Annotated in this window: 26 protein-coding genes and 1 tRNA gene; 22 read left to right on the forward strand and 5 right to left on the reverse strand. The window is 63.0% G+C overall.

Annotated elements, in window-relative coordinates; translation table 11 throughout:
- Positions 1-10 precede the first annotated feature (10 nt).
- Together tilS and C8C99_RS04365 are read left to right on the forward strand one after the other, a co-directional pair.
- Positions 11-961, forward strand: coding sequence for a tRNA lysidine(34) synthetase TilS (gene tilS / locus C8C99_RS04360; RefSeq protein WP_056640228.1), 951 nt, complete (start codon positions 11-13; stop codon positions 959-961).
- 190 nt (positions 962-1,151) lie between these two features.
- Positions 1,152-1,244, forward strand: a tRNA-Ser gene (locus tag C8C99_RS04365).
- Here the strand turns inward: C8C99_RS04365 and C8C99_RS04370 are convergent.
- Positions 1,212-1,538 carry a hypothetical protein gene (locus C8C99_RS04370; protein WP_108498817.1) on the reverse strand — a complete coding sequence of 109 codons (327 nt, stop codon included), beginning with the start codon at positions 1,536-1,538 and terminating at the stop codon, positions 1,212-1,214. The genes C8C99_RS04365 and C8C99_RS04370 overlap by 33 nt on opposite strands.
- A 73-nt stretch (positions 1,539-1,611) precedes the next feature.
- Between C8C99_RS04370 and C8C99_RS04375 the strand changes: the two genes are divergently transcribed.
- The 9 genes from C8C99_RS04375 to C8C99_RS04410 all read left to right on the forward strand — a co-directional run bounded on the left by C8C99_RS04375 (position 1,612) and on the right by C8C99_RS04410 (position 6,909).
- A complete protein-coding gene (locus C8C99_RS04375; RefSeq protein WP_146186008.1) occupies positions 1,612-1,962 on the forward strand; it encodes a hypothetical protein in 351 nt (116 codons plus the stop codon).
- 8 nt (positions 1,963-1,970) lie between these two features.
- Positions 1,971-2,930 carry a replication initiation factor domain-containing protein gene (locus tag C8C99_RS04380; protein ID WP_158274159.1) on the forward strand — a complete coding sequence of 320 codons (960 nt, stop codon included), beginning with the start codon at positions 1,971-1,973 and terminating at the stop codon, positions 2,928-2,930.
- Complete coding sequence (locus C8C99_RS04385; RefSeq protein WP_146186009.1) at positions 2,927-3,232, forward strand: hypothetical protein; 306 nt, start codon at positions 2,927-2,929, stop codon at positions 3,230-3,232. Before C8C99_RS04380 ends, C8C99_RS04385 begins: the two co-directional genes overlap by 4 nt.
- Positions 3,232-3,438, forward strand: coding sequence for a hypothetical protein (locus C8C99_RS04390; protein WP_108625071.1), 207 nt, complete (start codon positions 3,232-3,234; stop codon positions 3,436-3,438). Before C8C99_RS04385 ends, C8C99_RS04390 begins: the two co-directional genes overlap by 1 nt.
- Positions 3,431-3,640, forward strand: a complete 210-nt coding sequence (locus tag C8C99_RS23905) for a hypothetical protein (protein WP_158274160.1) — start codon at positions 3,431-3,433, stop codon at positions 3,638-3,640. The genes C8C99_RS04390 and C8C99_RS23905 overlap by 8 nt, the downstream gene beginning before the upstream one ends.
- A gap of 1 nt (position 3,641) precedes the next feature.
- Complete coding sequence (locus C8C99_RS04395) at positions 3,642-3,893, forward strand: major capsid protein (RefSeq protein WP_108625072.1); 252 nt, start codon at positions 3,642-3,644, stop codon at positions 3,891-3,893.
- A 119-nt stretch (positions 3,894-4,012) separates the two neighbouring features.
- On the forward strand, positions 4,013-5,455 hold the full coding sequence (locus C8C99_RS04400) for a virulence factor TspB C-terminal domain-related protein (RefSeq protein WP_146186010.1): 1,443 nt from the start codon (positions 4,013-4,015) through the stop codon (positions 5,453-5,455).
- Positions 5,456-5,755, forward strand: coding sequence for a DUF2523 domain-containing protein (locus C8C99_RS04405; protein WP_108625074.1), 300 nt, complete (start codon positions 5,456-5,458; stop codon positions 5,753-5,755).
- Positions 5,755-6,909 carry a zonular occludens toxin domain-containing protein gene (locus C8C99_RS04410; protein WP_108625075.1) on the forward strand — a complete coding sequence of 385 codons (1,155 nt, stop codon included), beginning with the start codon at positions 5,755-5,757 and terminating at the stop codon, positions 6,907-6,909. The genes C8C99_RS04405 and C8C99_RS04410 overlap by 1 nt, the downstream gene beginning before the upstream one ends.
- Here the strand turns inward: C8C99_RS04410 and C8C99_RS04415 are convergent.
- On the reverse strand, positions 6,899-7,261 hold the full coding sequence (locus tag C8C99_RS04415; RefSeq protein WP_108625076.1) for a hypothetical protein: 363 nt from the start codon (positions 7,259-7,261) through the stop codon (positions 6,899-6,901). The two genes, C8C99_RS04410 and C8C99_RS04415, sit on opposite strands and share 11 nt — an antisense overlap.
- Positions 7,262-7,751: 490 nt before the next feature.
- Here C8C99_RS04415 and C8C99_RS04420 point away from each other — a divergent pair, with 490 nt between their 5' ends.
- Entirely contained in the window at positions 7,752-8,321 is a 570-nt protein-coding gene (locus tag C8C99_RS04420) for a recombinase family protein (RefSeq protein ID WP_108625077.1), read from the forward strand.
- A gap of 125 nt (positions 8,322-8,446) precedes the next feature.
- On the opposite strand, the gene C8C99_RS04425 is transcribed toward C8C99_RS04420, so the two are convergent.
- The 3 genes from C8C99_RS04425 to C8C99_RS04435 are packed head-to-tail and all read right to left on the reverse strand — an operon-like array spanning position 8,447 to position 11,015.
- On the reverse strand, positions 8,447-8,878 hold the full coding sequence (locus tag C8C99_RS04425; protein WP_056640225.1) for an RNA-binding S4 domain-containing protein: 432 nt from the start codon (positions 8,876-8,878) through the stop codon (positions 8,447-8,449).
- Positions 8,875-10,335, reverse strand: a complete 1,461-nt coding sequence (locus tag C8C99_RS04430) for a sensor histidine kinase (protein ID WP_056640222.1) — start codon at positions 10,333-10,335, stop codon at positions 8,875-8,877. The genes C8C99_RS04425 and C8C99_RS04430 overlap by 4 nt, the downstream gene beginning before the upstream one ends.
- A complete protein-coding gene (locus tag C8C99_RS04435; RefSeq protein WP_056640405.1) occupies positions 10,332-11,015 on the reverse strand; it encodes a response regulator transcription factor in 684 nt (227 codons plus the stop codon). The genes C8C99_RS04430 and C8C99_RS04435 overlap by 4 nt, the downstream gene beginning before the upstream one ends.
- Positions 11,016-11,143: 128 nt before the next feature.
- On the opposite strand from C8C99_RS04435, the gene C8C99_RS04440 reads away from it, so the two are divergent.
- From C8C99_RS04440 to C8C99_RS04485, 10 genes are all read left to right on the forward strand, one after another.
- Positions 11,144-12,103: a tripartite tricarboxylate transporter substrate binding protein gene (locus C8C99_RS04440; RefSeq protein ID WP_108625078.1), complete on the forward strand. Its 960-nt coding sequence runs from the start codon at positions 11,144-11,146 to the stop codon at positions 12,101-12,103.
- Between the two features lie 88 nt (positions 12,104-12,191).
- Positions 12,192-12,710 (forward strand): tripartite tricarboxylate transporter TctB family protein, encoded by a 519-nt coding sequence (locus C8C99_RS04445; protein WP_056640216.1) that lies wholly within the window; start codon positions 12,192-12,194, stop codon positions 12,708-12,710.
- 12 nt (positions 12,711-12,722) lie between these two features.
- Positions 12,723-14,228 carry a tripartite tricarboxylate transporter permease gene (locus C8C99_RS04450; RefSeq protein ID WP_056640213.1) on the forward strand — a complete coding sequence of 502 codons (1,506 nt, stop codon included), beginning with the start codon at positions 12,723-12,725 and terminating at the stop codon, positions 14,226-14,228.
- Between the two features lie 223 nt (positions 14,229-14,451).
- The gene (locus tag C8C99_RS04455) at positions 14,452-15,117 is read left to right on the forward strand and encodes a DUF2325 domain-containing protein (protein WP_056640211.1); all 666 of its coding nucleotides are present in this window, start codon (positions 14,452-14,454) and stop codon (positions 15,115-15,117) included.
- Positions 15,118-15,282: 165 nt separating this feature from the next.
- Positions 15,283-16,794: a sigma-54-dependent Fis family transcriptional regulator gene (locus tag C8C99_RS04460; protein ID WP_108625079.1), complete on the forward strand. Its 1,512-nt coding sequence runs from the start codon at positions 15,283-15,285 to the stop codon at positions 16,792-16,794.
- Positions 16,795-16,945: 151 nt separating this feature from the next.
- A complete protein-coding gene (locus tag C8C99_RS04465; RefSeq protein WP_056640208.1) occupies positions 16,946-18,139 on the forward strand; it encodes a substrate-binding domain-containing protein in 1,194 nt (397 codons plus the stop codon).
- Between the two features lie 201 nt (positions 18,140-18,340).
- A complete protein-coding gene (locus C8C99_RS04470; RefSeq protein WP_108625080.1) occupies positions 18,341-19,825 on the forward strand; it encodes a PHB depolymerase family esterase in 1,485 nt (494 codons plus the stop codon).
- Positions 19,826-19,907: 82 nt separating this feature from the next.
- Complete coding sequence (locus C8C99_RS04475) at positions 19,908-20,690, forward strand: ABC transporter ATP-binding protein (protein WP_056640202.1); 783 nt, start codon at positions 19,908-19,910, stop codon at positions 20,688-20,690.
- The gene (locus C8C99_RS04480) at positions 20,687-21,424 is read left to right on the forward strand and encodes an ABC transporter ATP-binding protein (protein ID WP_108625081.1); all 738 of its coding nucleotides are present in this window, start codon (positions 20,687-20,689) and stop codon (positions 21,422-21,424) included. Before C8C99_RS04475 ends, C8C99_RS04480 begins: the two co-directional genes overlap by 4 nt.
- Positions 21,425-21,539: 115 nt before the next feature.
- Entirely contained in the window at positions 21,540-22,526 is a 987-nt protein-coding gene (locus C8C99_RS04485; protein ID WP_056064590.1) for a branched-chain amino acid ABC transporter permease, read from the forward strand.
- The last annotated feature ends 11 nt before the right edge of the window (positions 22,527-22,537 follow it).

Here is a 22,537-nt window from a genome sequence, read left to right on the forward strand (position 1 = left end):
GGCAGATGCCATGACCCAATCGATGGACGCGGCTTTGCAGGCCTTTGCGCCCGCGCTACCCATGGCGGTGGCGTTGAGCGGGGGCGCGGACTCGACCGCACTGCTGCTGGGCTGCGCGCGTCGCTGGCCCGGGCAGGTGCTGGCCATCCATGTACACCACGGGCTCCAGAAGGCTGCCGACGGTTTCGAGCAGCATTGCGTGGCCTTGTGCGACCAGCTGGGTGTGTCTCTGCGTGTGCAGCGACTGGACGCGCGCCCCGCGCCCGGCCAGAGCCCCGAAGATGCCGCCCGCCAAGCCAGATACCAGGCATTGACGGCAGTAGCGCTGGAGAATCATGCAGTGGGTGCTATTCAATCCATAGCAATTGCGCAGCACGCCGACGACCAGGCCGAAACCCTGTTGCTCGCTTTGTCGCGCGGCTCAGGCGTGGCGGGGCTGGCCGCGATGCCCGCCCGGTGGGAGCGGGGAGGGCTGGTCTGGCACCGTCCGCTGCTGCAAGTGGCAGCAACGGATGTGCGTCACTGGCTCAAGGCACGGGGCCAAGCCTGGGTGGAGGACCCCACCAACACCGATGTGCGCTTTACGCGCAACCGCATTCGGGCGCAACTGCTGCCCGCGCTGGATGCGGCCTTTCCCTCCTTTCGCGATACCTTCGCTCGCTCGGCTGCCAACGCCGCCCAGGCGGCTGAATTGCTGCAGGAGATGGCGCAGCAAGATCTGTCCCTGGTGGGCATCCCCCCTGGGATCAAGGCCTTGCAGGAGCTCAGTCGCGCGCGCCAAGCCAATGCATTGCGCCATTGGTTGCGCCATACGCACCACACCACGCCGACTGGGGCGCAGCTGGGTGAATTGCTGAACCAGATCCAGTGCTGCACCACGCGGGGCCACCAAATCCGCATCAAGGTGGGCCGTGGGGTTGTGGTGCGATCGGGGTCCACGCTGGGCTGGTGCAGTCCGTAGATCCCGGGGGGGGGCTTTGTTCGCGCTCGGAGACGGCGGATGTTGAAGCCAACCGATGTATCCCGCATCGCAGCCCGCCGCGACAAGGTCAAGCTGTCAGGGGGATCGGCGAAAGGTATCTTCAGCGGACGGGGCATGGGCGGCCTCAACAGCCGGAACCCCCTCTGAAATGAGGCATAATAGCGGGATTGGAAACGTGACCGAGTGGCCGAAGGTGCTCCCCTGCTAAGGGAGTATGGGGTGTAGAGCCTCATCGAGGGTTCGAATCCCTCCGTTTCCGCCAACCATCAGGAAAAGCTGCAAGCATGGCCTTAAAGCCATCTGCAGCTTTTTTTTCGTCTTCGCGTTCTGACTGTTCCAAGTCCTCGGCCATCGCGGCCATGAACGCATGCGCAGGGTCCTCGCCAAGGATTGCGCGCAATTTGCCCCGAACGCGCCAGTTCGCAGGCCTTTCTCCCTTCTTGATCTTCGCCAAGTTCGCTTGCTCCATGTCGAGCAAAGCGGCTAGCTTTCGCTGGCTTCCAGCTATCGAAGTTGCATCATCGATTAATTTATTTAATTCAATATCGATATACATATGACTACACTCCGGCTCGTTGATATACAAATGACTACGATGTCATTTGGACAATTCTCACACAGGAGCCGCCATGTCCGCCACAGTGCCACTTCGCACACCCCCAGCCACCAAAGGCGCTGCACGCGCTGTGGCGGCTCCTGCAGCGTCAGTGCTGGGGGTGTGCACCACCTACACCATCGACTGCCCTCCGGGCATGCTCCACGCCCGCAAGACGCGTAAGCGCTTCGCCAGCGTTTCGGCCTTCGATGGCTACATCGGTGAACTGCGGCGTGTCGGTCGGGTTGTTGATTTCATTTCGCCTACTCACGCTGTCCTTGCACCTCTTGACTTCCCGAATGGCTCCGGGGTGCTGTTCATGTTCGCTGATGCAACGCCCACGGTGGGCGGCAAGCGCAGCGCCGCCGCCGGGGGTGTTGCATGAGCGATTTCATGGCCCCCCGTCCTGTAACACGGGGGGAAAGCCCGAAGGGCCAGCAGGTCGCAAAAATCGACTGGCTGAACTGCACATTTGCAGAGCCTGCAATGTCTGTTGAAGGCTTTGTATCCTTGCTGGGCCGCATGCTGGGCCGTCCAGTCTCCGGCATCGCTGATCGCGGCATGCTCGGGTTCGATAGCTCCGTGAAGCTGTTTGCGCGCCATGGCTCCCTGACCAGTCCCATCGGCTGCATTGCTTTTGGCGGTGAATCACAGCGCGGTCGCTGGCTTTTCCAGTTGACCGGCGGCGGCTGTCAATTTGTGCGCGATTGGGCGGGCCTTCGTGACTTGCTCGAAAGCCTTGACGCCAAGCTAACCCGCGTCGATCTTGCCGTGGATTTTCTCGAAGGGGAACACACCGTAGAGGAAGCCGTGACCCTCTATCAAACGGGCGGCTTTCAGTTGAGCGGTCGGCCACCTTCAAGCCGTCTTGATGGCGACTGGATCAATGGTCATCAGGGCCGCACGCTCTACATCGGCAAAGCCCAAAACGGCAAGATGCTGCGCGTCTACGAAAAGGGCCGCCAGCTTGGCGACCCCGATAGCCAATGGACTCGCTTTGAAGTCCAGCTAGGCAGCCGTGACCGCGTTATCCCCTTCGACGTTCTCACTGATCGGGATGCATTTTTCGCTGGATGCTATCCCGCCCTCGCCTCCTTCATTGATGAAGCTGCAGAGGCCATCCCAACGCTCACCAAGGGCGGCGAAGTCACGCTGGCCCATCTCGTCTATCACGCGAAGCGCTGCTACGGCAAGTTGTTCGGAACGCTGCTGGAACAGACCAACGCAACCAACGCCGATCTGGTCGAGGAAGTCCGCATTGTCGGTATCCCGCGCCGGGTCAATCTTTCCAGTCTGGCGGCTGGCGTTACGTGGGCCGACGTTCAGGCCCAACACCAAAAGGTATCGCTATGAGCAAAATGCAAATCGTGGGTTTCGAGGGTTCTTCTGGCGTTGGCAAGACCAGCGGCAAAGCCTATGCAATGGGCCAGATTCATACTCTGGCAACACTGGCCGAACCGTTCAGCGAGAACGGTATTTCCAAGGGTCAGATGGGCACCACCTACCGCTGCCCTCTCCCACTGGTCGAGAAGATCAAGCACCTACAGCCACCCTTTGCCGCTGATGTGGACGTGCGCCCCGTTATGCGCTTTGGCAAGCGTGAGGACGAGGTGTTTGACATCCTGCCTCTTTCCACGGCTAAAGCTGCTGCGTGATGGAACTCGATCTGTCGCTGTTTGCCCAGCGCATCGCCATGATCGCCTGCCTGTCTGGTTTCGTCGGCGGCGTGCTGGCCATCCTCGCTCATGGCGCAGTCGTCGCCATTTCTGACCGCCTCCGCGCCCGTGCCCGCACGCTTCAAAACGTCGCCCAGGCACGTATCCGCCAGCAGGCAATTCTGCGGGCCATGCCACGTGGCTGACCCAACAGTCATCGAATGCGCCACCGCCTGCACGGTCACGGTGGTGCATGAATTAAGCCTCCCGCCCCTGCAATTGACGCCGGAGCAGGGAGCATTAATCAGCAGTGCTGTCCTGCTGGTCTGGGCGGCTGGATGGGGCATTCGAATGCTCATCCAGACCATCCGGTCTTCCGACAGTGAACCAACCGAAAAGGAAAACTGAAATGCAAGTTCTCAACCGTACCCGCGTGCCTTTCTCGATTAAGGCAAAAGTTGCTGGCTTGGTCGCCGTGGCCATGGCTTCCGCTATGACTGCTCCTGCTGCATTCGCACAGGCGACTGACGCTGTGGACGTGTCTGGTGTCACTGCCAAGATCACTGCGCAGCTGGGTCCCATTGGCCTGATCGGCGTTGCCGTTCTGGGCGTGGTGGTTGCCATCATGGCCTTCAAGTGGGTCCGTCGCTCGCTGTCCTAAGCGGCTACGCATGCGCTCCCTGACCGGCCGGCAGGGGCCTTGCAAAAGCTCACGCGGTGGGCTTCTCCAAGGTGCAAACAAATGGGCCTTTTCGTCATCCTCGCAATCCTCGGTGCAGCATGGTTCATCTTTACCGCCTGATTGTTGCTTTTCTGCTTGCGTGCTTCTCGTTGCATGCCTCTGCGGCCCTCACCCCTGTGGTCCAGTACCGTGACAGCCTCAACAGGGTGGACACTGCTTCCGGCCTTGTTGCGTGGTGGCAGGCCTATGATCCCAAGTTTGCATGCGGTGGCCCCTCACTCGACAAGCCCGCAACATGGGAAGCGCGCAACGTCACTCCGCAACAGTTTGATCTCTACAAAGTGGGTTCGTATTGCAACGATCAGGGCACTTACAACACTTTGACGCAAAGCCCAACTGCTGCAGGTTCAGCCTGTCCGGCTAATTCCTCGGCGTCCGGCGGTTCCTGCACCTGCAACACTGGCTACGATGAAATTAACGGCTCTTGTGAGCCTCGCAACAACAATCGCACAGCCTGCTGGAACTGGAGCCTGCAAAACGTTTTGCCCGGTGGTGAGCTTGTCACCACGCAACGGCTCCAAGGCAAGATAGCTCACGGGACGCAGTTTTGCACCGATATCGGTTCAGGCTATGGCATTGGCTCCGGCAAGGGCTGCAAGGTCACATTCGATCTCGAAATCTCCATGGGCTATGGCTCTGAGTCTTCGCCCCAGTACGTATCTGAGGGCAAGTTTGATTTCGCCAGCAACGGCAACACCGTCGACCAAAGTTGCAACCTCGGACCCGGTGAGCAGCCCAAGCCAGTGCCACCCGAAGAGAAATGTCCCAATGGCTATACAGGCACCGTGAACGGCGTCGAGGTCTGCATAAACAAGGTGCCCGACAGCGGTGCTGATGGTGGGTCAAGCGAGACCGAGACGAACGACGGCACTGAGACCACGACACGGCGTGTTGATCGCTCCACCAACTGCGAGGGCGACAAGTGCACCACGACAACCACCACCACGACGACTCGCCGTAACAACAGTACTGGCGCGACGACGACAACCACCACCACGTCAACGTCTACCACCTCAAAGCCCGGTTTCTGCCAAGAAAACCCCTCTTCAAAGCTCTGCAAAGACGGCAAGGAAGACGGCTCATCGTTCGGTGGTTCCTGCTCTGGCGGCTTCACCTGCGAGGGCGATGCCATCCAGTGCGCCATGGCTCAGGAACAGCACCGCAGGGCCTGCAAATTGTTTGACGACAAGGATTCGCCTGAATACAAGCTCTACGACGCTGAGAAGAATAAGACCGGCAAGGTCACAGGCACGCTCGAGGGAAATCGAACGGTCAACATCGGCACCACGCTATCAACTACTGATCAATTTCTAGGCGGTGGCGGCACGTGTCCAGCGGATGACGTTATAGACCTTGGCGACGGTCAAACCTTCGCCATCCCTTACTCAAAGCTTTGCCCCTTCCTCGCGATGCTGGGCAACGTGCTGCTCATCGTTGCATCGATTTCTTCTGTCTTCATCATCATCAAGCGGGGTGCCTAAATGCCTGCATTCATCGGTATGTTCGGCGGCATGCTCCTGTCGCTCGTCGGCAGTCTTGTGGGCCGTGTTCTGGCTTCTTTGGGCATGTCGCTGGTCACCTTCTACGGCATGACACAGGCCATCGATTTCCTTAAGGGATTGATCGTCCAAAACCTCTCCCAGTTGCCCGCCACAGTGGTGCAAATTCTCGCGCTGATGAAAGTTGGCACTGCGCTGTCCATCGTCTTCTCGGCCATGTTCGCCAGCATGCTGCTCAACGGCTTGAACAGCGACACATTCAAGAAGTGGGTGGTTAACTAATGCTGCATCTAGTCACTGGCGCCAATGGCGCAGGAAAGACCCTCAATACCCTGAAATGGGTCCGGGAGCGGCAGCTAAAGGAGACTCGCCCTGTCTGCCATAACGGGCGCTTTGAGCCTGTTGAGGGCGGCGAAATCTCCACCTGGAAAAAGATTGATTTCAAAGACTGGCAGGCAGAGCCAGACGGCACGATATTCCTAGTCGATGAGTGCCACAACGATATGCCGGTGCGTCAGGCTGGCTCGGCCACTCCTGAACATATCAAGATGCTGGCAGAGCATCGTCGCAGGGGCATGGATTTCTATCTGGTCACCCAGCACCCTCAGAACATCGATAGCTTTGTCCGTCGTTTGATCGGCTCTCCCGGCTGGCACCGCCACCTAAAGCGCACCTTTGGTGCTGATCTTGTCCGCTGTATCGAGTGGGCCGCAGTGAACCCCAACTGCGAAAAAGATGGTTCTGGGAAGACCGGCAGCATCACGACAGTGCCATTCCCCAAGGACGTTTACGGCTGGTACAAGTCGGCCAGTCTCCACACTGGGAAGCGCAAGATTCCCAAGATGGTTTGGGTCTTGGTGGTTGCCTTGCTGGTGGTCATATTGGGCGGCTGGTACGGCATCAAAACCCTGCGGCAAAACATCGAGGGCCCGCAGGGCACTGGCTCCAAAGCCTCAGCACCAAGCGGCGGCCAGCAACAGGCCAAGGCCGGTCCTATGACGACGGCGGAATACCTTGACCACCGCAAACCTCGTCTGCCTGATTTCCCGCACACGGCACCGGCCTACGACGACGTGACAAAGCCCACCGAAGCGCCATACCCTGCCGCCTGCGTTCAGATGGGCAAAACCTGCAAGTGCTACACGCAGCAGGCCACGCTACTGCAGGTGTCCGGCGCTGTATGCCTCCAGATCGTTCAACAGGGCTTTTTCATGGATTGGAAAACCGCCCAGCGCGGCGAATTCAGCCCAAGGGATAGGGGCGAATACCGTCAGCAGCGCGAAGCCCTGCCACAGGCCCAGCAAGTGGCCCAGGTTGACTCTGTGCGCACTGTGCCAGCCCCAATGCCTGCCGCTCGCCCTGAGCCTCCCCAGAGTCAATACCTGCAGGGCCTCGCGGCGCGCAATGCTCAGGTGCGATCCTCTCTCACGCAGTGACAACGATAGGGCAGCGGGCCAGTGGGCGCATCGCCAGCATGCGATCGATGTGCCCGCCGAAGCCCTTGCGCTTCACTGGCTCAGAGAACACCAGCGCCACCTGCGCAGCCTTCACCAGCTTGCCCAGGTCGCGCACCTTCTTCGCCAGCTCGCGCGCCCAGCTCGGCGTCGTCTTGCGCACTGGATAGGCCACCCGGCCCGCTGCCTTGAACGTCGCGCCACGCTCGGCCCTGATCGCCCGCAGGAGGCGTGTCGTAGGCCGCGACGTAGCCCACACCAGCAAGCGCCCGAACTGCAAAGGCATCTGCAGCGCCAGAGCTTCAGGAAATTTGCGGTAGTTGCTTGCGATCATGGTGTTCCCCTTCAGGTGTACCGGGCCCCTAGATTCCGAGCCGGACAACTGTTGTCTGTTGCCCGTGCAAGCTGGCCTTGCTTGCACCGTTCCCCTGAGTTCTTCGCCGTGCCTTTAGTGGAATCGGGATCGGGTTTCGGAGTGGGGGAAGCTTTGTAAACCGAAGGTTTATGAATACCCCCCGGAGACACCCGAAGCGCGCAGCGCGGTCCTGATGTAGCGTAGGCCGAAGAGGCGAAGAAATCTGGGGAATGGTGTAGGGCACTACCTCTCACGGGCAATGGACGCCGCGCGGCGAGCGCCTAAAGCTGCGAAGCAAGCTCAAATTGATGGCTGTTCAACTGTCGCCGGAAGATCTCAAGCGACGACATTTGCACCCCGCACACCGTACTGACATCTGACTTAAAACTTACAGATTCTGAGGGTGGCATTTCTGGCTTTTACCACTTGGTAAAACGGCCTAGATTGCCTCTCAAAAGGAGGGCAACTAATGGCATTTGTAGGCTACGCCAGAGTTTCAACGCAGGACCAGGACACAGCATTGCAGCTTGATGCGCTCGCTAAAGCTGGCTGCGAAGTCATCTATCAGGAGAAGGCTAGCGGTGCATCGCGGCGCGGTCGTCACGAGCTCGCTAGGTGCCTTGCGTCTCTGCAAAAGGGTGATGTTCTGGTCGTTTACAAAATCGACCGCATTGCAAGGAGCTTGTTTGATCTGCTCGCAATGCTTCGCCAGCTTGAGGCTGTTGGAGCGACCATCAAAAGTGTTACTGAGCCACTGGATACGACAAACAGCATGGGGGTGTTTGTGGTGCAGATTCTTGGTGCCGTCGCGCAGCTTGAGCGCTCAATGATTCGGGAAAGGTCGATTGCGGGCCAGATTGCCGCACGTGCGCGTGGAAGGTTGCCGGGGAGACTTCGCGCATTGTCTCCGGCTGATGAAGCCGCTGTGGTGGCTGAGTATCGAGCTGGAGGGATTACTCAGCTTGGCCTAGCAACCAAATACGGCGTTTCTCCCTCGGTAGTGAAACGCGCCCTGTATCGTGTCAAGGGTAACCAGTAGCGCCGAAAACATCCGTTTCCGCCAAGATAAAGCCCAAGCGATTCAGTCGCTTGGGCTTTTTTCTTGCGTCCCGCGTCTACGCCGTTCTGTATGGGCAGGCTTGGGGGCCAGAGTTCATCTCAGGTTCACTCGTCGATCGAAGCGCTCCACCGGCTGCCCCAGTCACTCCCCTTGTTGCTGACCTTGTCGATCTCGCGCCGGTCGCGCTTCGTGGGGCGCCCCTCCTGAAGGGCTGCTGCAGGCTCAGGGGCCAGGCGGCGTATTTCCGCTGCTTTTTCGCGGGCGGCGATGCTGTCAGGGGTTTCCTCATACAGCTGTTGGGCTACAGGCGCGGGGCCCCGGGCGCCGCTCAGGCCCCGTACGAGCACGGTGCGCGCCACGGGCCCTTGGCGCAGCGCCACGGTGTCGCCGCAGCGCAGGTCGCGCGCGGGTTTGGCCAGCTGGCCATTAACGGTGACCCGTCCCTTGCCGATTTCTTCCGTGGCGAGGCTGCGGGTTTTGTAGAAGCGGGCGCACCAAAGCCACTTGTCCAACCGCATCGTCTCCGAGGTATTCATGGGCGAGATTGTGCCGCCTGCACCGTCGACGCGCTGTCAGTCAGGGGCGCAGGCAGCGGCAGGCGAACAACAGCATCCAGCCCCGTCACCTTGTGCCCCTGGACCCGGTTGGTCAGTGCGATGCTGCCTTCCAGGGCCTGCACAATCTCATGGCAGATGGCCAGGCCCAGGCCGCTGCCGGTACGCACGTCGCCCGCCGAGAAGGGCTGGAACAGCCGGGCCGCCAGCTCGTCATCAATACCGGTGCCGTGGTCACTGATCGTGAGCGCCACATGCCGTCCGTCGCTGCGCAGGTCTACGGTCAGCTCGCTGCCTGGCGGTGCATGGCGCACGGCGTTGTGCAGCAGGTTGCGGCTCAGTTCGCGCAACATCCATTCGTGGGACTGCACCAGGGTGGGCTCGGTGTGAATGCCGAAGTCCAGATCGCGCTGGGCGATCAGCGGTGAGATCTCCAGTGCCACCGTGCGCAGAATCTCGTCAAACCGCGTGTTGGGTGGCGCGCTCTGCTGGCGCAGCTGTTCCACCTTGGCCAGGGCCAGCATCTGGTTGGCGAGCTGGGTGGCGCGGTCCACGGTGTCGCTGATTTCATGAAGGGCCTGCTGCGGCTCGACGTCTCCGCGCAGGGCCGATTGCACCTGGGTCTTGAGCACGGCCAACGGTGTGCGCAACTGGTGGGATGCATCGCGCACAAAGCGCTTTTGGTGCCGCAGCAGGTGGCGCAGGCGCTGCATGACCTCGTTGGTAGCGTCGACCAGCGGCTGCAGCTCGCGCGGGGCCAGGGGGGCGGCGATGGGGCTCAGGTCGCCTTCGCGCCGGGCCTGCAGCTGCTGGCTGAGCTGGCGAACGGGCTGGGTGGCGCGCTGTACCACCAGCACCACGGTGAAGGCGATCACCGCGATCAGCAGTGCCTGGCGCAGCAGGGTGTTGCGCAGGATCTGAAGGGCCAGGGTCTCGCGCACTTCCAGCGTCTCGGCCACCTGGATCACCGCCATGGCGCGCCCCTGAGAGCTGGCCACCGGCTGCAGCAGCACGGCGACGCGCACATCGCGGTCGCGAAAGCGGTCGTCGTAAAAGTCCACCAAGGCCGCGTAGGGCGGGCGGGCAGGGATGCTGCCGTGCCACATCGGCAGGTCCTCGAAGCCCGACACCATCTCGCCCTTCAGGGTCGAGACGCGGTAGAACATCTGGCTCTGGTTGTCGGCTTCAAAGGCCTCCAGGGCGGAATACGGCACGATAGCGCGCAGCTGCGCCTCCTCGTCAAACCCTTTCACATCCAGTTGCTCGCTGATGCTCTTGGCGGATGCCAGCAGGGTGCGGTCGTAGGCCGTGTTGAGGGATGCCAGGGTCTGGTGGTACAGGCTCCAGGTGTTGAAGCCGATGAACAGCACCACCGGCAGCAAGATGCCCAGCAGCAGGCGCCGCCTTAGCGAGTGGTGGCGCACGCCTTTGGGGCTCATGTGTCTGCCCGTAGCAGGTAGCCCAGGCCGCGCAGCGTCATCAACGTCAGGCCCGTGCCTGCCAGCTTTTTGCGCAGCCGATACACCACCACCTCGATGGCTTCGTATTGCACGTCCAGCTGGCCCGGAAACACCAACTCATACAGCCGTTCCTTGGTCACCGCATGGCCGGGCTGGGCCAGCAATGCGTGCATTAAAGCCAGCTCGCGCGGGGTGAGCTCCATCACCTCACCGTTCAGGTACAGCGCGCCGCTGTCCTTGTCATAACGGATGGCGCCAATCTGCACGGTGCTGGGGGCGAGGGGTGCCACGGCGGGGTCTGCGCTGCGGCGTACCAGGGCGCGCAGGCGGGCCTCCAGTTCGTCCAGGTCAAAAGGTTTGGGCAGGTAGTCGTCGGCTCCGGCGTTCAAGCCCATCACACGGTCGCCCACGGTGCCACGCGCTGTCAGGATGAGCACGGGGGTGCGCAGGCCGCGCGACCGGGCCTGCTGCAACACCTGCAGACCGTCCAGGCCAGGCAGGGTCAGGTCCAGGATGACGGCATCGGGCTGCAGTGCGGTCCACTGGCTGAGCGCCGCGCGCCCGTCGCCCACGGCCGTCACCTCCATGCCGCGCCGAGTCAGTGCGCGGTGCAGCGTGGCCTGCATGGTGGGGTCGTCTTCTACAAGGAGCAATTGCATGCGCGGCACCATAGCACCGTCTCATTGGGCCCGGCGCATGAGTGTTTTCCCTGAGTCTGAGGACAGCCGTTTGACAGGCAGCGCGCGCATCATCGGGCGGTTCGCAAACCTTATCAGGAGACAGACACATGCGTCGCGATACCTTTCTGAAATCACTGGCCGCCATGGCCGCTGCGGGTGTGTTGCCCGTGTCGGCCCAGACGGCGTCTGCCATCAAGATGATGATCCCTGCCAACCCGGGTGGGGGCTGGGACACCACCGGCCGTGCGTTGGGCAAGGCGATGCAGGATGCGGGCACAGCCTCGTCAGTGTCCTATGACAACAAGGGCGGCGCAGCGGGTGCGATTGGTCTGGCGCAGTTCGTCAACGCCAGCAAGGGCGACCCGAATGCACTGATGGTGATGGGCGCCGTGATGCTGGGTGGCATCATCACCGGCAAGCCCCCGGTGGGCCTGGACAAGGTCACTCCCCTGGCGCGCCTGACCAGTGAATACAACGTGTTCGTGCTGCCCGCCAACTCGCCCTTCAAGACCATGAAGGACGTGGTGGACCAGCTCAAGAAGGACCCCGGCAGTGTGAAATGGGGCGGTGGCTCGCGCGGCTCTACCGAGCACATTGCGGCGGCCATGATCGCCCGCGAAGTGGGTGTGGACCCTGCCAAGATTAACTATGTGGCGTTCCGTGGGGGCGGCGAGGCGACTGCCGCCATCTTGGGCGGCAACGTCACTGTAGGCGGCAGCGGCTACAGCGAGTTCTCCGAGTACATCACCGCCGGCAAGATGCGCCCCGTGGGTGTGACTTCGGGCACCCGTCTCAAGGGCGTGAATGTGCCCACGCTCAAGGAACAGGGCATCAACGTGGAGATCGGCAACTGGCGCGGCGTGTACGGCGCGCCGGGCATCACGCCAGAGCAGCGCAAGGCCCTGATCGATGCGCTGGCCAAGACCTTCAAGCACAAGGCCTGGCAGGACGCGATGGAAAAGAACGGCTGGACCCCTGCATGGATGGCCGGCGACGAGTTCGCCAACTTTGTGGACGCAGAGTTCGCCAGCATGCGCGCCACGATGGCCAAGTCCGGAATGATCTGATCTCGAAGCAAGGCGCGGCAGTCGCCTTCTCCCTCCTGGTGGATGGAGGCGGGCGTTGCTGTGCACTGGTTGGTGCGAAGGAAAAAACATGACACAACAACATTCATCGCGCTCCAAGCCCTTGCAGACCCTCATCGGGGTGGGGTTGGTGGTGCTGGCGCTGGGCCTGGCCTGGGGGGCCAGCTCGGTTAGTTCAGAGGCCGGTTATGGCGGCGTGGGCCCCAACTTCTTTCCCTGGGTGGTCAGCATTGCCATCCTGGTCTGCGGCGTGCTGTGTGTGGTGCATGCGCTGAACGGCGGGTTTCGCGAGCTGGAAGAAGGCTCTGGCGACGAGCGGGCCCACTGGAAGGGCTTCATCTGGGTGTCGGCGGGGCTGCTGCTCAACGCCCTGCTCATCACCACGTTGGGCTTCATCCTGAGCTGTGCGTTGTGCTTCGTGCTGTCGGTGCGGGGTTTCAAAAGCTCGGAAGGTGAACTGGACCTGCGCCTGCAGGCCTGGATCAAGGATTCCTTCATCGGTATCGCGGTAGCGGCCCCGGTGTACTGGATGTTTACGCAACTGCTGGCCATCAACCTGCCCGGCCTGACCAACACGGGGTGGCTGTAAAGCCTGCATGTCATGGATACGTTAAACCTTTTGATGCAGGGTTTTGCCACGGCGGCAACACCCATCAACCTGATGTGGGCCTTTGTGGGCTGCATGATTGGCACAGCCGTGGGCGTGTTGCCCGGCATCGGCCCGGCCGTGGCGGTGGCCATGCTGTTGCCCATCACCGTCAAGGTCGAGGCCACGGCCTCGATGATCTTCTTTGCGGGCATCTACTACGGCGCCATGTATGGCGGCTCCACCACATCCATCTTGCTCAACACCCCGGGTGAGGCCGGGTCCATGGTCACGGCCATGGAGGGCAACAAGATGGCCAAGCATGGGCGTGCCGGTGCGGCCCTGGCCACAGCCGCCATCGGGTCGTTTGTGGCGGGCACCATTGCCACGGTGCTGGTGACCTTTTGCGCGCCGCTGGTGGCTGAATACGCCATCCGCCTGGGCCCGCCGGAGTATTTCATGCTGATGGTGCTGGCCTTCACCACGGTGAGCGCGGTGCTGGGCAAGAGCACGCTGCGCGGCATGGTGGCGCTGTTTGTCGGCCTGGCCATGGGCCTGATCGGCATCGACCAGATCACGGGCCAGGCGCGCTACACCGGTGGCGTGCCCGAGTTGATGGACGGCATCGAGGTCGTGCTGATCGCCGTGGGCCTGTTTGCCGTGGGCGAGGCGTTGTACAACGTGATGTACGAAGGCAAGTCCGACGAAACCCAGAACCGCCTGACCAGCACGCACATGACCAAGGAGGAGTGGAAGCGCTCCTGGCCCGCGTGGCTGCGCGCCACCGCCATCGGCTTTCCGTTTGGCACCGTGCCAGCGGGCGGCAGCGAGATCCCGACCTTCCTGAGCTACGCCGCTGAAAAGAAGCTGAGCAAGCACAAGGAAGAGTTCGGCACCACCGGCGCCATTGAAGGCGTGGCGGGCCCCGAGGCCGCCAACAATGCAGCCATCACGGCCACGTTGATTCCGCTGTTGACCCTGGGTATTCCCACGTCGAACACCACGGCCATCCTGCTGGGTGCGTTCCAGAACTACGGCATCCAGCCCGGCCCGCAACTGTTCGACACCAACGGTGCATTGGTGTGGGCGTTGATCGCGTCGATGTACATCGGCAACGTGATGCTGCTGATCCTGAACCTGCCTCTGGTGGGACTGTGGGTCAAGCTGCTGAACATCCCCAAGTCGTACCTGTACGCGGGCATTCTGGTGTTCTCCACGCTGGGTGTGTACGGCATGCGCCAGAGCGCGTTCGACCTGGTGCTGCTGTATGCGATTGGCCTGCTGGGCGTGGTGATGCGCCGCTTTGACTTCCCTGCAGCGCCTGTGGTGGTGGGCATGATCCTGGGCCCGTTGGCCGAGGCGCAAATGCGCAATGCCGTGTCGATTGGCGAAGGCAAGTGGACGATCTTCCTGGAGCGCCCCGGCTCGGTCACCCTGATCGTCATCGTGCTGGCGGTGCTGATCGTGCCGCGCCTGCTGCGCCGCTGGGCGGCCCGCAAGATGGCGCTGGCAGAGGCCTGAGGCCCTGGCGAGGCTCCCGGCCCGCGCCCATAAAAAAACCGCGCCACCCGGCGCGGTTTTTTTTCGTCCAGACGGCGCGGGCGAATCCGTGCCGACGATTTTCTTAGCAAGCCAGACCCCGAGGCGCTGTGCTCCCGGTGCCCTCCCCACCAGGCGACTTGCTGCGAACTCGGTGCGAATCGTACCATAAAATGCGAATAATTCTTATTTGCAGGATGGGCGCATGTCTTCATTTCCGCAGGAGTTTCTGGTGCTCTGCCGCCAACTCGGTGAGGTCCAGCAGCGTTGCAGCGCCGCCCTGGCAGCCCAGGCTGCCGAGATCCAGGCGCTGCAGGCCGAGGTGGTGCGGCTGCGCGGCGCCGTGGTGCTGCGCGACACGCGGTTGGCCCTGGCGCAGGACGAGTTGACGCAGTTGCAGGCCATGGCCCCCGGCCTATGGCGGCGCCGGGCCGTGGCGCGCCACATCAGTGCCTTGGTCGATCGCATTGCTGCGCTGTCACGCGAATGCCTGCGGTGGCGCCTGGCGGCCGGGGGCCAAGCCCGGGTAGACGGTGGCGCACCGCTGCAGGGTGAGGAAAGGGCTACCCACGCCGGTCCTGGCAGCGACGTGGCGGTGGGCGCTTCACGCACGGTGCGGCCCGTGGCGGTGGCTGTGGCGAAGGGCCGGGCTGCGGATGCCGCGTTTGACGCCAGCCTTGCCGCGGCCAACCTGGTGATCTGCCAGACCGGGTGCCTCAGCCATGACGACTACTGGCGCGTGCAGGACCATTGCCGCCGCACGGGCAAGCCCTGCATCCTGATAGACCCGCCATTGGCCGCCAGCGTTGCCGTCTCCAATCTGCCACTCACTGCCTCCGTGATGCATTTTTATGAGGAAAATGGCCGGTAGTGCCGGTGTAGATTGGAGTAGTTGCTATGTTATGGATAGCGTCTAAGGATCCGGTGAAAGGTGTGACTGCGCCGTGGCCATGCGCTGGAGGCCCCTGGCGTCCACCCGGCCGCCTGCGGTAAGCATGGGGCTTTGTGCGGTGCGCTGCCGCGCTACCATCCACGCATGCCCCTGATCACCGACGACGCCCCCGCTTTGCCGCTGGATGCCCAGGGCATCCTCGAACTGGCGGCACGCTCCATGTTCCAGCTGTTCTCCAGCGTCAGCCAGGGCATGTTCCTGGTGGACCGCAGCGGGCGCATCGTGTGGGTGAACGAGGGCTATCAGCGTTTCCTGCCCGACCTCGGGTTTTCGTCGGTGGACCAGTTCGTGGGCCGCACGGTGGAAGAGGTGATCCCCAACACCCAGATGCGCCGCGTGCTGGAGACCGGCCAGCCCGTGCTGATCGACCTGCTCACCAACAAGGCGGGCACGTTTGTGGTCAGCCGCATCCCGCTGCGCGACGACGCGGACCGCGTGATCGGCGCCATCGGCATCGTGTTGTTCGACCATCCCGAAACCACGCTGCAGCCCCTCATCAGCAAGTTTGCGCTGTTGCAGCGCGACCTGGACGACGCCCGGCGCGAGCTGGCCAGCCAGCGGCGGCGCAGCCTGGCCGTGGCGGGCGACGGCGAGCGGCGGTCCAAGTACACCTTTGCCAGCTTCATCGGCTCCAGCCCTGCGGCGGCCGAGGTCAAGCGCCAGGCGCGGCGTGCCGCGCAGTCCAGCAGCCCCGTGCTGCTGCTGGGCGAGACGGGCACCGGCAAGGAGTTGCTGGCCCACGCGATTCATGCGGCATCGAGCCGCGCCAGTGGCCCGTTTGTCAGCGTGAACATTGCAGCCGTGCCCGACACGCTTCTGGAGGCAGAGTTCTTTGGCGTGGCGCCTGGCGCCTACACCGGCGCCGACCGCAAGGGCCGCGACGGCAAGTTCAAGCTGGCCGATGGCGGCACGCTGTTCCTCGACGAAATCGGCGACATGCCGCAGAGCCTGCAGGCCAAGCTGCTGCGCGCGCTGCAGGAGGGCGAGATCGAGCCGCTGGGCAGCAACAAGCTCGTGCCCTTCAACGTGCGCATCCTGGCCGCCACCTCGCGCGACCTGGCCGCACTGGTGCGCGAGGGCAAGTTTCGCGAGGACTTGTTCTACCGCCTGCATGTGTTGCCTGTGCGCGTGCCGCCGCTGCGGGTGCGGCGCAGCGACATCCCTGCGTTGGTCGAAGCCCTGGGTGAAGACTTGGCACTGCGCAATGGCACCGCACCGCCCGAGTTGCTGCCCGATGCCATGGCCCTGCTGGCGGGCCAGCCCTGGCGTGGCAACATCCGCGAGCTGCGCAATGTGCTGGAGCAGGCGGTCATGCGCAGCGACTCGCAGTCCATCGACGCCGCGCAGCTGGAGCGCATCCTGCGCGAGGCCGGCGTGGAGCCCGCCGCCCCCGCCCCGGTGCAGGACCCCGGCCACGCCACCGATGCCGAGGACGAAAGCCGCTACCTGCGCCCGCTGGCCGAGCAGGTGGCCGAGCTGGAGCGCAAGGCCATCGCCGCCACCCTGAAGGCCCATGGGGGTAACAAGCTGGCTACCGCCAGGCAGCTGGGCATTTCGCGCGCCACACTCTATGGACGTCTGGAAAACCCTGAATAAAAATCAGGCAAATGTCTAAAAATAAGACATTTAATGTGTCTTTAAATCAGTCAGTGTCGCCGGGGTGTCAGCAAAAGTATCTTTGAAATCAAGCACTTGGACGCTGGCACAGACTGTGCAATAAAGACGCATCACAACAGGAGACATCGCCATGCAACGTCGCACTCTGGTCGCCCTCGCTTCCGCAGCCGTTACCGCCGCCACACTTTCTGCCCCCGCGTTCGCGCAGACCGGTGAAATCCGCATTGCCCACGTCTACAGCAAGACGGGCCCCCTGGAGGCCTACGGCAAACAGACCCAGACCGGCCTGATGATGGGCCTGAACTACGCCACCGGCGGCAGCATGACCGTCAATGGCAAGAAGCTCGTCGTGATCGAGAAAGACGACCAGGGCAAGCCCGACCTGGGCAAGAGCCTGCTGGCCTCGGCCTACTCGGACGACAAGGCCGACATCGCCGTCGGCCCCACCTCCAGCGGCGTGGCCCTGGCCCTGCTGCCCGTGGCCGAGGAATACAAGAAGATCCTGCTGGTCGAGCCCGCCGTGGCCGACGCCATCACCGGCGACAAGTGGAACAAGTACATCTTCCGCACCGGCCGCAACAGCAGCCAGGACGCCATCTCCAACGCCGTGGCCATCGACAAGGCCGGCGTTACGGTAGCCACGCTGGCGCAGGACTACGCCTTTGGCCGGGATGGCGTGAAGGCCTTCAAGGACGCGCTGAAGAACGCCAAGCTGGTGCACGAGGAATACCTGCCCACCACCACCACCGACTTCACCGCCGGTGCCCAGCGCCTGATCGACAAGCTCAAGGACGTGCCCGGCCGCAAGGTCATCTTCATCATCTGGGCTGGCGCGGGCAACCCGTTCAAGATCGCTGACATGGACTTGAAGCGCTATGGCATCGAGATCGCCACCGGCGGCAACATCCTGCCCGCCATGGCTGCGTACAAGAACTTCCCTGGCATGGAAGGCGCCACGTACTACTACTTCGGCATCCCCAAGAACCCCGTGAACGAAGCCATGGTGGCCGCGCACTACAAGGAGTTCAAGACCCCGCCAGACTTCTTCACGGCCGGCGGCTTCAGCTCCGCCATGGCGCTGGTCACGGCCCTCAAGGCCACGAACGGTGACACCAACACCAACAAGCTCATCAAGACCATGGAGGGTATGAGCTTCGAGACCCCCAAGGGCAAGATGACCTTCCGCAAGGAAGACCACCAGGCCATGCAGAGCATGTACCACTTCAAGATCAAGGTGGACCCGGCCTTTGCCTGGGGCGTGCCCGAGCTGGTGCGCGAGATCAAGCCTGAAGAAATGAACGTGCCGATTCGCAACAAGCGATAAGCCGGTCTTTCGACTCCGTCAGAGTGATGGCGAGTTGGTGAGTTAGCGAGGCCCGCCGGACAGGACCACCGTCCTGCCCCGTCGGGGCACATCCCGCAGGGGCGGCCGCCCCTCTTTTTCCAGTGAATTGATGCATGAACTCCCGGGTTGACACGGGGGCTGGGTCGGTTTTTCTCAAAAATTATTTGGAGACAAGACAACATGGCTTTCAATTTCATCCGGGCGGCTGCAGCAGGGGCTGCGATGGCACTCTGTGGCGTGGGCAGTGTTCACGCTGCCGTCAACCTGCCAGCACTCAAGATCGACAAGACACAGACGACGGTATCGGGCCTGTCCTCGGGCGGCTTCATGGCCGTGCAGCTGCACGTGGCGTATTCGGCCACGTTTGCCAAGGGCGCCGGCGTGGTCGCGGGCGGCCCGTTCTATTGCGCCGAGGGATCGGTCGTCAACGCCACCGGGCGCTGCATGGCCAGCCCTGCAGGCATCCCCACCAGCACGCTGGTCAGCACCACCAACACCTGGGCCAGCCAGGGCGTCATCGACCCCGTGGCCAACCTGCAGAACTCCAAGGTCTACCTGTTCTCGGGCACGCTCGACAGCGTGGTCAAAACCGGGGTGATGGACGCGCTGCGCACCTACTACAACAGCTTCGTGCCCGCTGCCAACGTGGTCTACAAGAAAGACATCGCGGCCGAGCACGCCATGGTCACGGACGACTACGGCAATGCCTGCTCCACCAAGGGCGCGCCTTACATCAGCAACTGCAACTTCGACCTGGCCGGCGCCATGCTGCAGCACCTGTACGGCACGCTGAACGCCCGCAACAACGCCACCCTGCCCACCGGCAACTACATCGAGTTCAACCAGAGCGAGTTCATCACCAACCATGGCATGGCCACCACGGGCTGGGCTTATGTGCCCCAGGCCTGCCAGGCGGGGGGCTCGGCCACCTGCAAGCTGCATGTGGTGCTGCATGGCTGCAAGCAGAACATCAGCGACGTGCAGCAGCAGTACGTGCGCAACACCGGCTACAACCGCTGGGCCGACACCAACAACATCGTGATGCTGTACCCGCAGACCAGCACCGCAGCCACCAACAGCTGCTGGGACTGGTGGGGCTATGACAGCGCCAACTACTCCAAGAAGTCCGGCCCGCAAATGGCGGCCATCAAGGCCATGGTGGACCGCGTCTCCAGCGGCACGGGCGGCACCACGCCCCCCGACCCTGTAGCCCTGCCAGCCCCTACGGGCGTGAGCACTTCGGGCGCCACGGCCAGCAGCATGGCCATCGGCTGGGCCGCCGTCACGGGCGCGGCGAGCTACAACGTGTATCGCAACGCCAACAAGGTCAACGCGCTGCCTGTGACCGCCACCAGCTATACGGACACTGGCCTGGCCGCCTCCACCACCTACAGCTGGACGGTGCGCGCCGCCGATGCCAACGCGGCTGAAGGCGCCACATCGGCCGCTGCTTCGGGCACCACGCTGGCTGCTTCGGGCGGTGGCACCGCCACCTGCACCACGGCCAGCAACTATGCGCACACCCTGGCCGGGCGAGCGTATGCCGCCGGGGGCTACACCTATGCGCTGGGCTCCAACCAGAACATGGGCCTGTGGAACGTGTTCGTCACCAACACCTTGAAGCAGACCAGCACCAACTACTACGTGATCGGCACCTGCCCCTAAAGTGCCGGGGCGCGCTGCCGCAGGGCAGGGCGCCCCACCCATTCCATCGATTGACTCAGACCGTGAAAGTGAACCACCACCCATGAGCACCTTGGCCACCAAGGACTTGACCATCCGCTTCGGCGGCCATGTGGCGGTCAACGGCGTGACCTGCTCTTTCGAGCCCGGCACGCTGACCGCCATCGTGGGCCCCAACGGCGCGGGCAAGACCACCTACTTCAACCTGATCTCGGGGCAACTCAAGGCCACCAGCGGCAGCGTGATGCTGGGCGGGCAGGACCTCACGGGCCAGTCCGTCTCGGCACGCACGCACGCGGGTCTGGGCCGGGCGTTCCAGCTCACCAACCTGTTCCCGAACCTCAGCGTGCTGGAGAACGTGCGCCTGGCCGTGCAGGCCACGCAAGAGGGCAAGCACCGTCGGGGCATGAACCTGTGGAGCATCTGGAGCGACCACAACGCGCTGACCCAGCGCGCCCGCGTGATCCTGCAGGCCGTGGCCATGACCGACCGGGCCGACACGCCCGTGGCCAGCCTGCCGCACGGTGACCAGCGCAAGCTGGAAGTGGCATTGCTCATGGCGCTGGAGCCGCAGGTCTACATGTTCGACGAGCCCACGGCCGGCATGAGCCATGACGAGGCGCCCGTGATCCTGAACCTGATCCGCGAGCTGAAGAAGGACAAGACCAAGATCATCCTGCTGGTGGAGCACAAGATGGACGTGGTGCGCGAGCTGGCCGACCGCATCATCGTGCTGACCAACGGCACGCTGGTGGCCGACGGCCCACCGGCCGAGGTGATCGCATCACCCGTGGTGCAAGAGGCCTACCTGGGTGTCTCGAAGGACGCAGAGAAGGAGGCCGTATGAGCACGACGCCAAAGACCAACCTGCTCGAACTCAAGGGCGTGCACACGCACATCGGGGCGTACCACATCCTGCACGGCGTGGACCTTGCCGTGCCCAAGGGCCAGCTCACCATGCTGCTGGGCCGCAACGGCGCGGGCAAGACGACCACGCTGCGCACCATCATGGGCCTGTGGCATGCGTCGCAGGGCTCCATCCACTTCGGCGGCAAAGACATCACGTCGATGAATACGCCTGCCATTGCGGGCATGAACATCGCCTACGTGCCCGAGAACATGGGCATCTTTGCCGACCTCACGGTGAAGGAAAACATGCTGCTGGCCGCGCGCAGCGCGCGCAACGCTGCGCAGATGGACGAGGCGCGGCTGCAGTGGATCTTCAAGCTCTTCCCCGCTGTGGAGAAGTTCTGGAACCACCCCGCCGGCAAGCTCAGCGGCGGCCAAAAGCAGATGGTGGCCGTGAGCCGCGCCATCGTCGAGCCGCGCGATCTGCTCATCGTGGATGAACCCAGCAAGGGCCTCGCGCCCGCCATCATCAACAACATGATCGATGCGTTCGACCAGCTCAAGAAGAGCGGCGTGACCATCCTGCTCGTCGAGCAGAACATCAACTTTGCCAAGCGGCTGGGTGACACCGTGGCCGTGATGGACAACGGCCAGGTGGTGCATGCGGGCAGCATGGCCGCACTGGCGCAAGACGAAGAACTGCAGCGCTCGCTGCTAGGGTTGGCGCTATGAGTCTTATGAGCAATTTCAGGTGTTTTCGGGCGGTAGTGCAGGTATCTATTGCCGTGGCAGCTATTAAATATATAGCTTATGTACGCGGTGCGGCCGTGGCTGCTGGAGGTCGGGCATGAGCGTCACCCGCGATTTCGACTGGAAGCCGCTGGCGCTGGTGCCGGCGCTTGCGCTGCTGGTGCTGCCCTTCATCGGCTCGCCCAGCACCTGGCTCACGCTCACGGTGGCGGGGCTGGCCATGGGCATGATCATCTTCATCATCGCCTCGGGCCTCACGCTGGTGTTTGGCCTGATGGACGTGCTCAACTTCGGCCACGGCGTGTTCATTGCGCTGGGTGCGTTTGTGGCCACCAGCGTGCTGGGCGCCATGGGCGATTACACCCAGAGTGCCGAGCTGTGGCGCAACCTGATGGCCGTGCTGCCCGCGATGGTGGTGGCCATGGCGGTGGCGGGGGCCGTGGGCCTCGCGTTCGAGCGCTTCATCGTGCGGCCCGTGTACGGCCAGCACCTGAAGCAGATCCTCATCACCATGGGCGGCATGATCATTGGTGAAGAACTCATCAAGGTCATCTGGGGCCCCGCGCAGATCCCGCTGCCGCTGCCCGAGGGCATGCGTGGCTCGCTGCTGGTGGGCGATGCGGCCATCGAAAAGTACCGCCTGGTGGCGGTGGCCGTGGGCCTGCTGGTGTTTGGTGTGCTGGCGTGGACGCTGTCGCGCACCAAGGTCGGCCTGCTGATCCGCGCTGGCGTGCAAGACCGCGAGATGGTCGAAAGCCTGGGCTACCGCATCCGCCGCCTGTTTGTGGGCGTGTTCGTGGTGGGCTCGGCCCTGGCGGGCCTGGGTGGTGTGATGTGGGGCCTGTACCAGCAGAACGTGGTGCCCCAGATGGGCGCGCAAGTCAACGTGCTGATCTTCATCGTGATCATCATCGGCGGCCTGGGCAGCACCGGCGGCGCGCTCATCGGTGCGCTGCTGGTGGGGCTGATGGCCAACTACACCGGCTTCCTGGTGCCCAAGGTGGCGCTGTTCTCTAACATCGCGTTGATGGTGGCCATTCTCTTGTGGCGTCCGCAGGGCGTCTATCCCGTGGCCAACCGCTGATGAGGAGCCGA

The sequence above is a fragment of the Acidovorax sp. 107 genome (assembly GCF_003058055.1).
Taxonomy (GTDB): Bacteria; Pseudomonadota; Gammaproteobacteria; order Burkholderiales; family Burkholderiaceae_C; genus Acidovorax.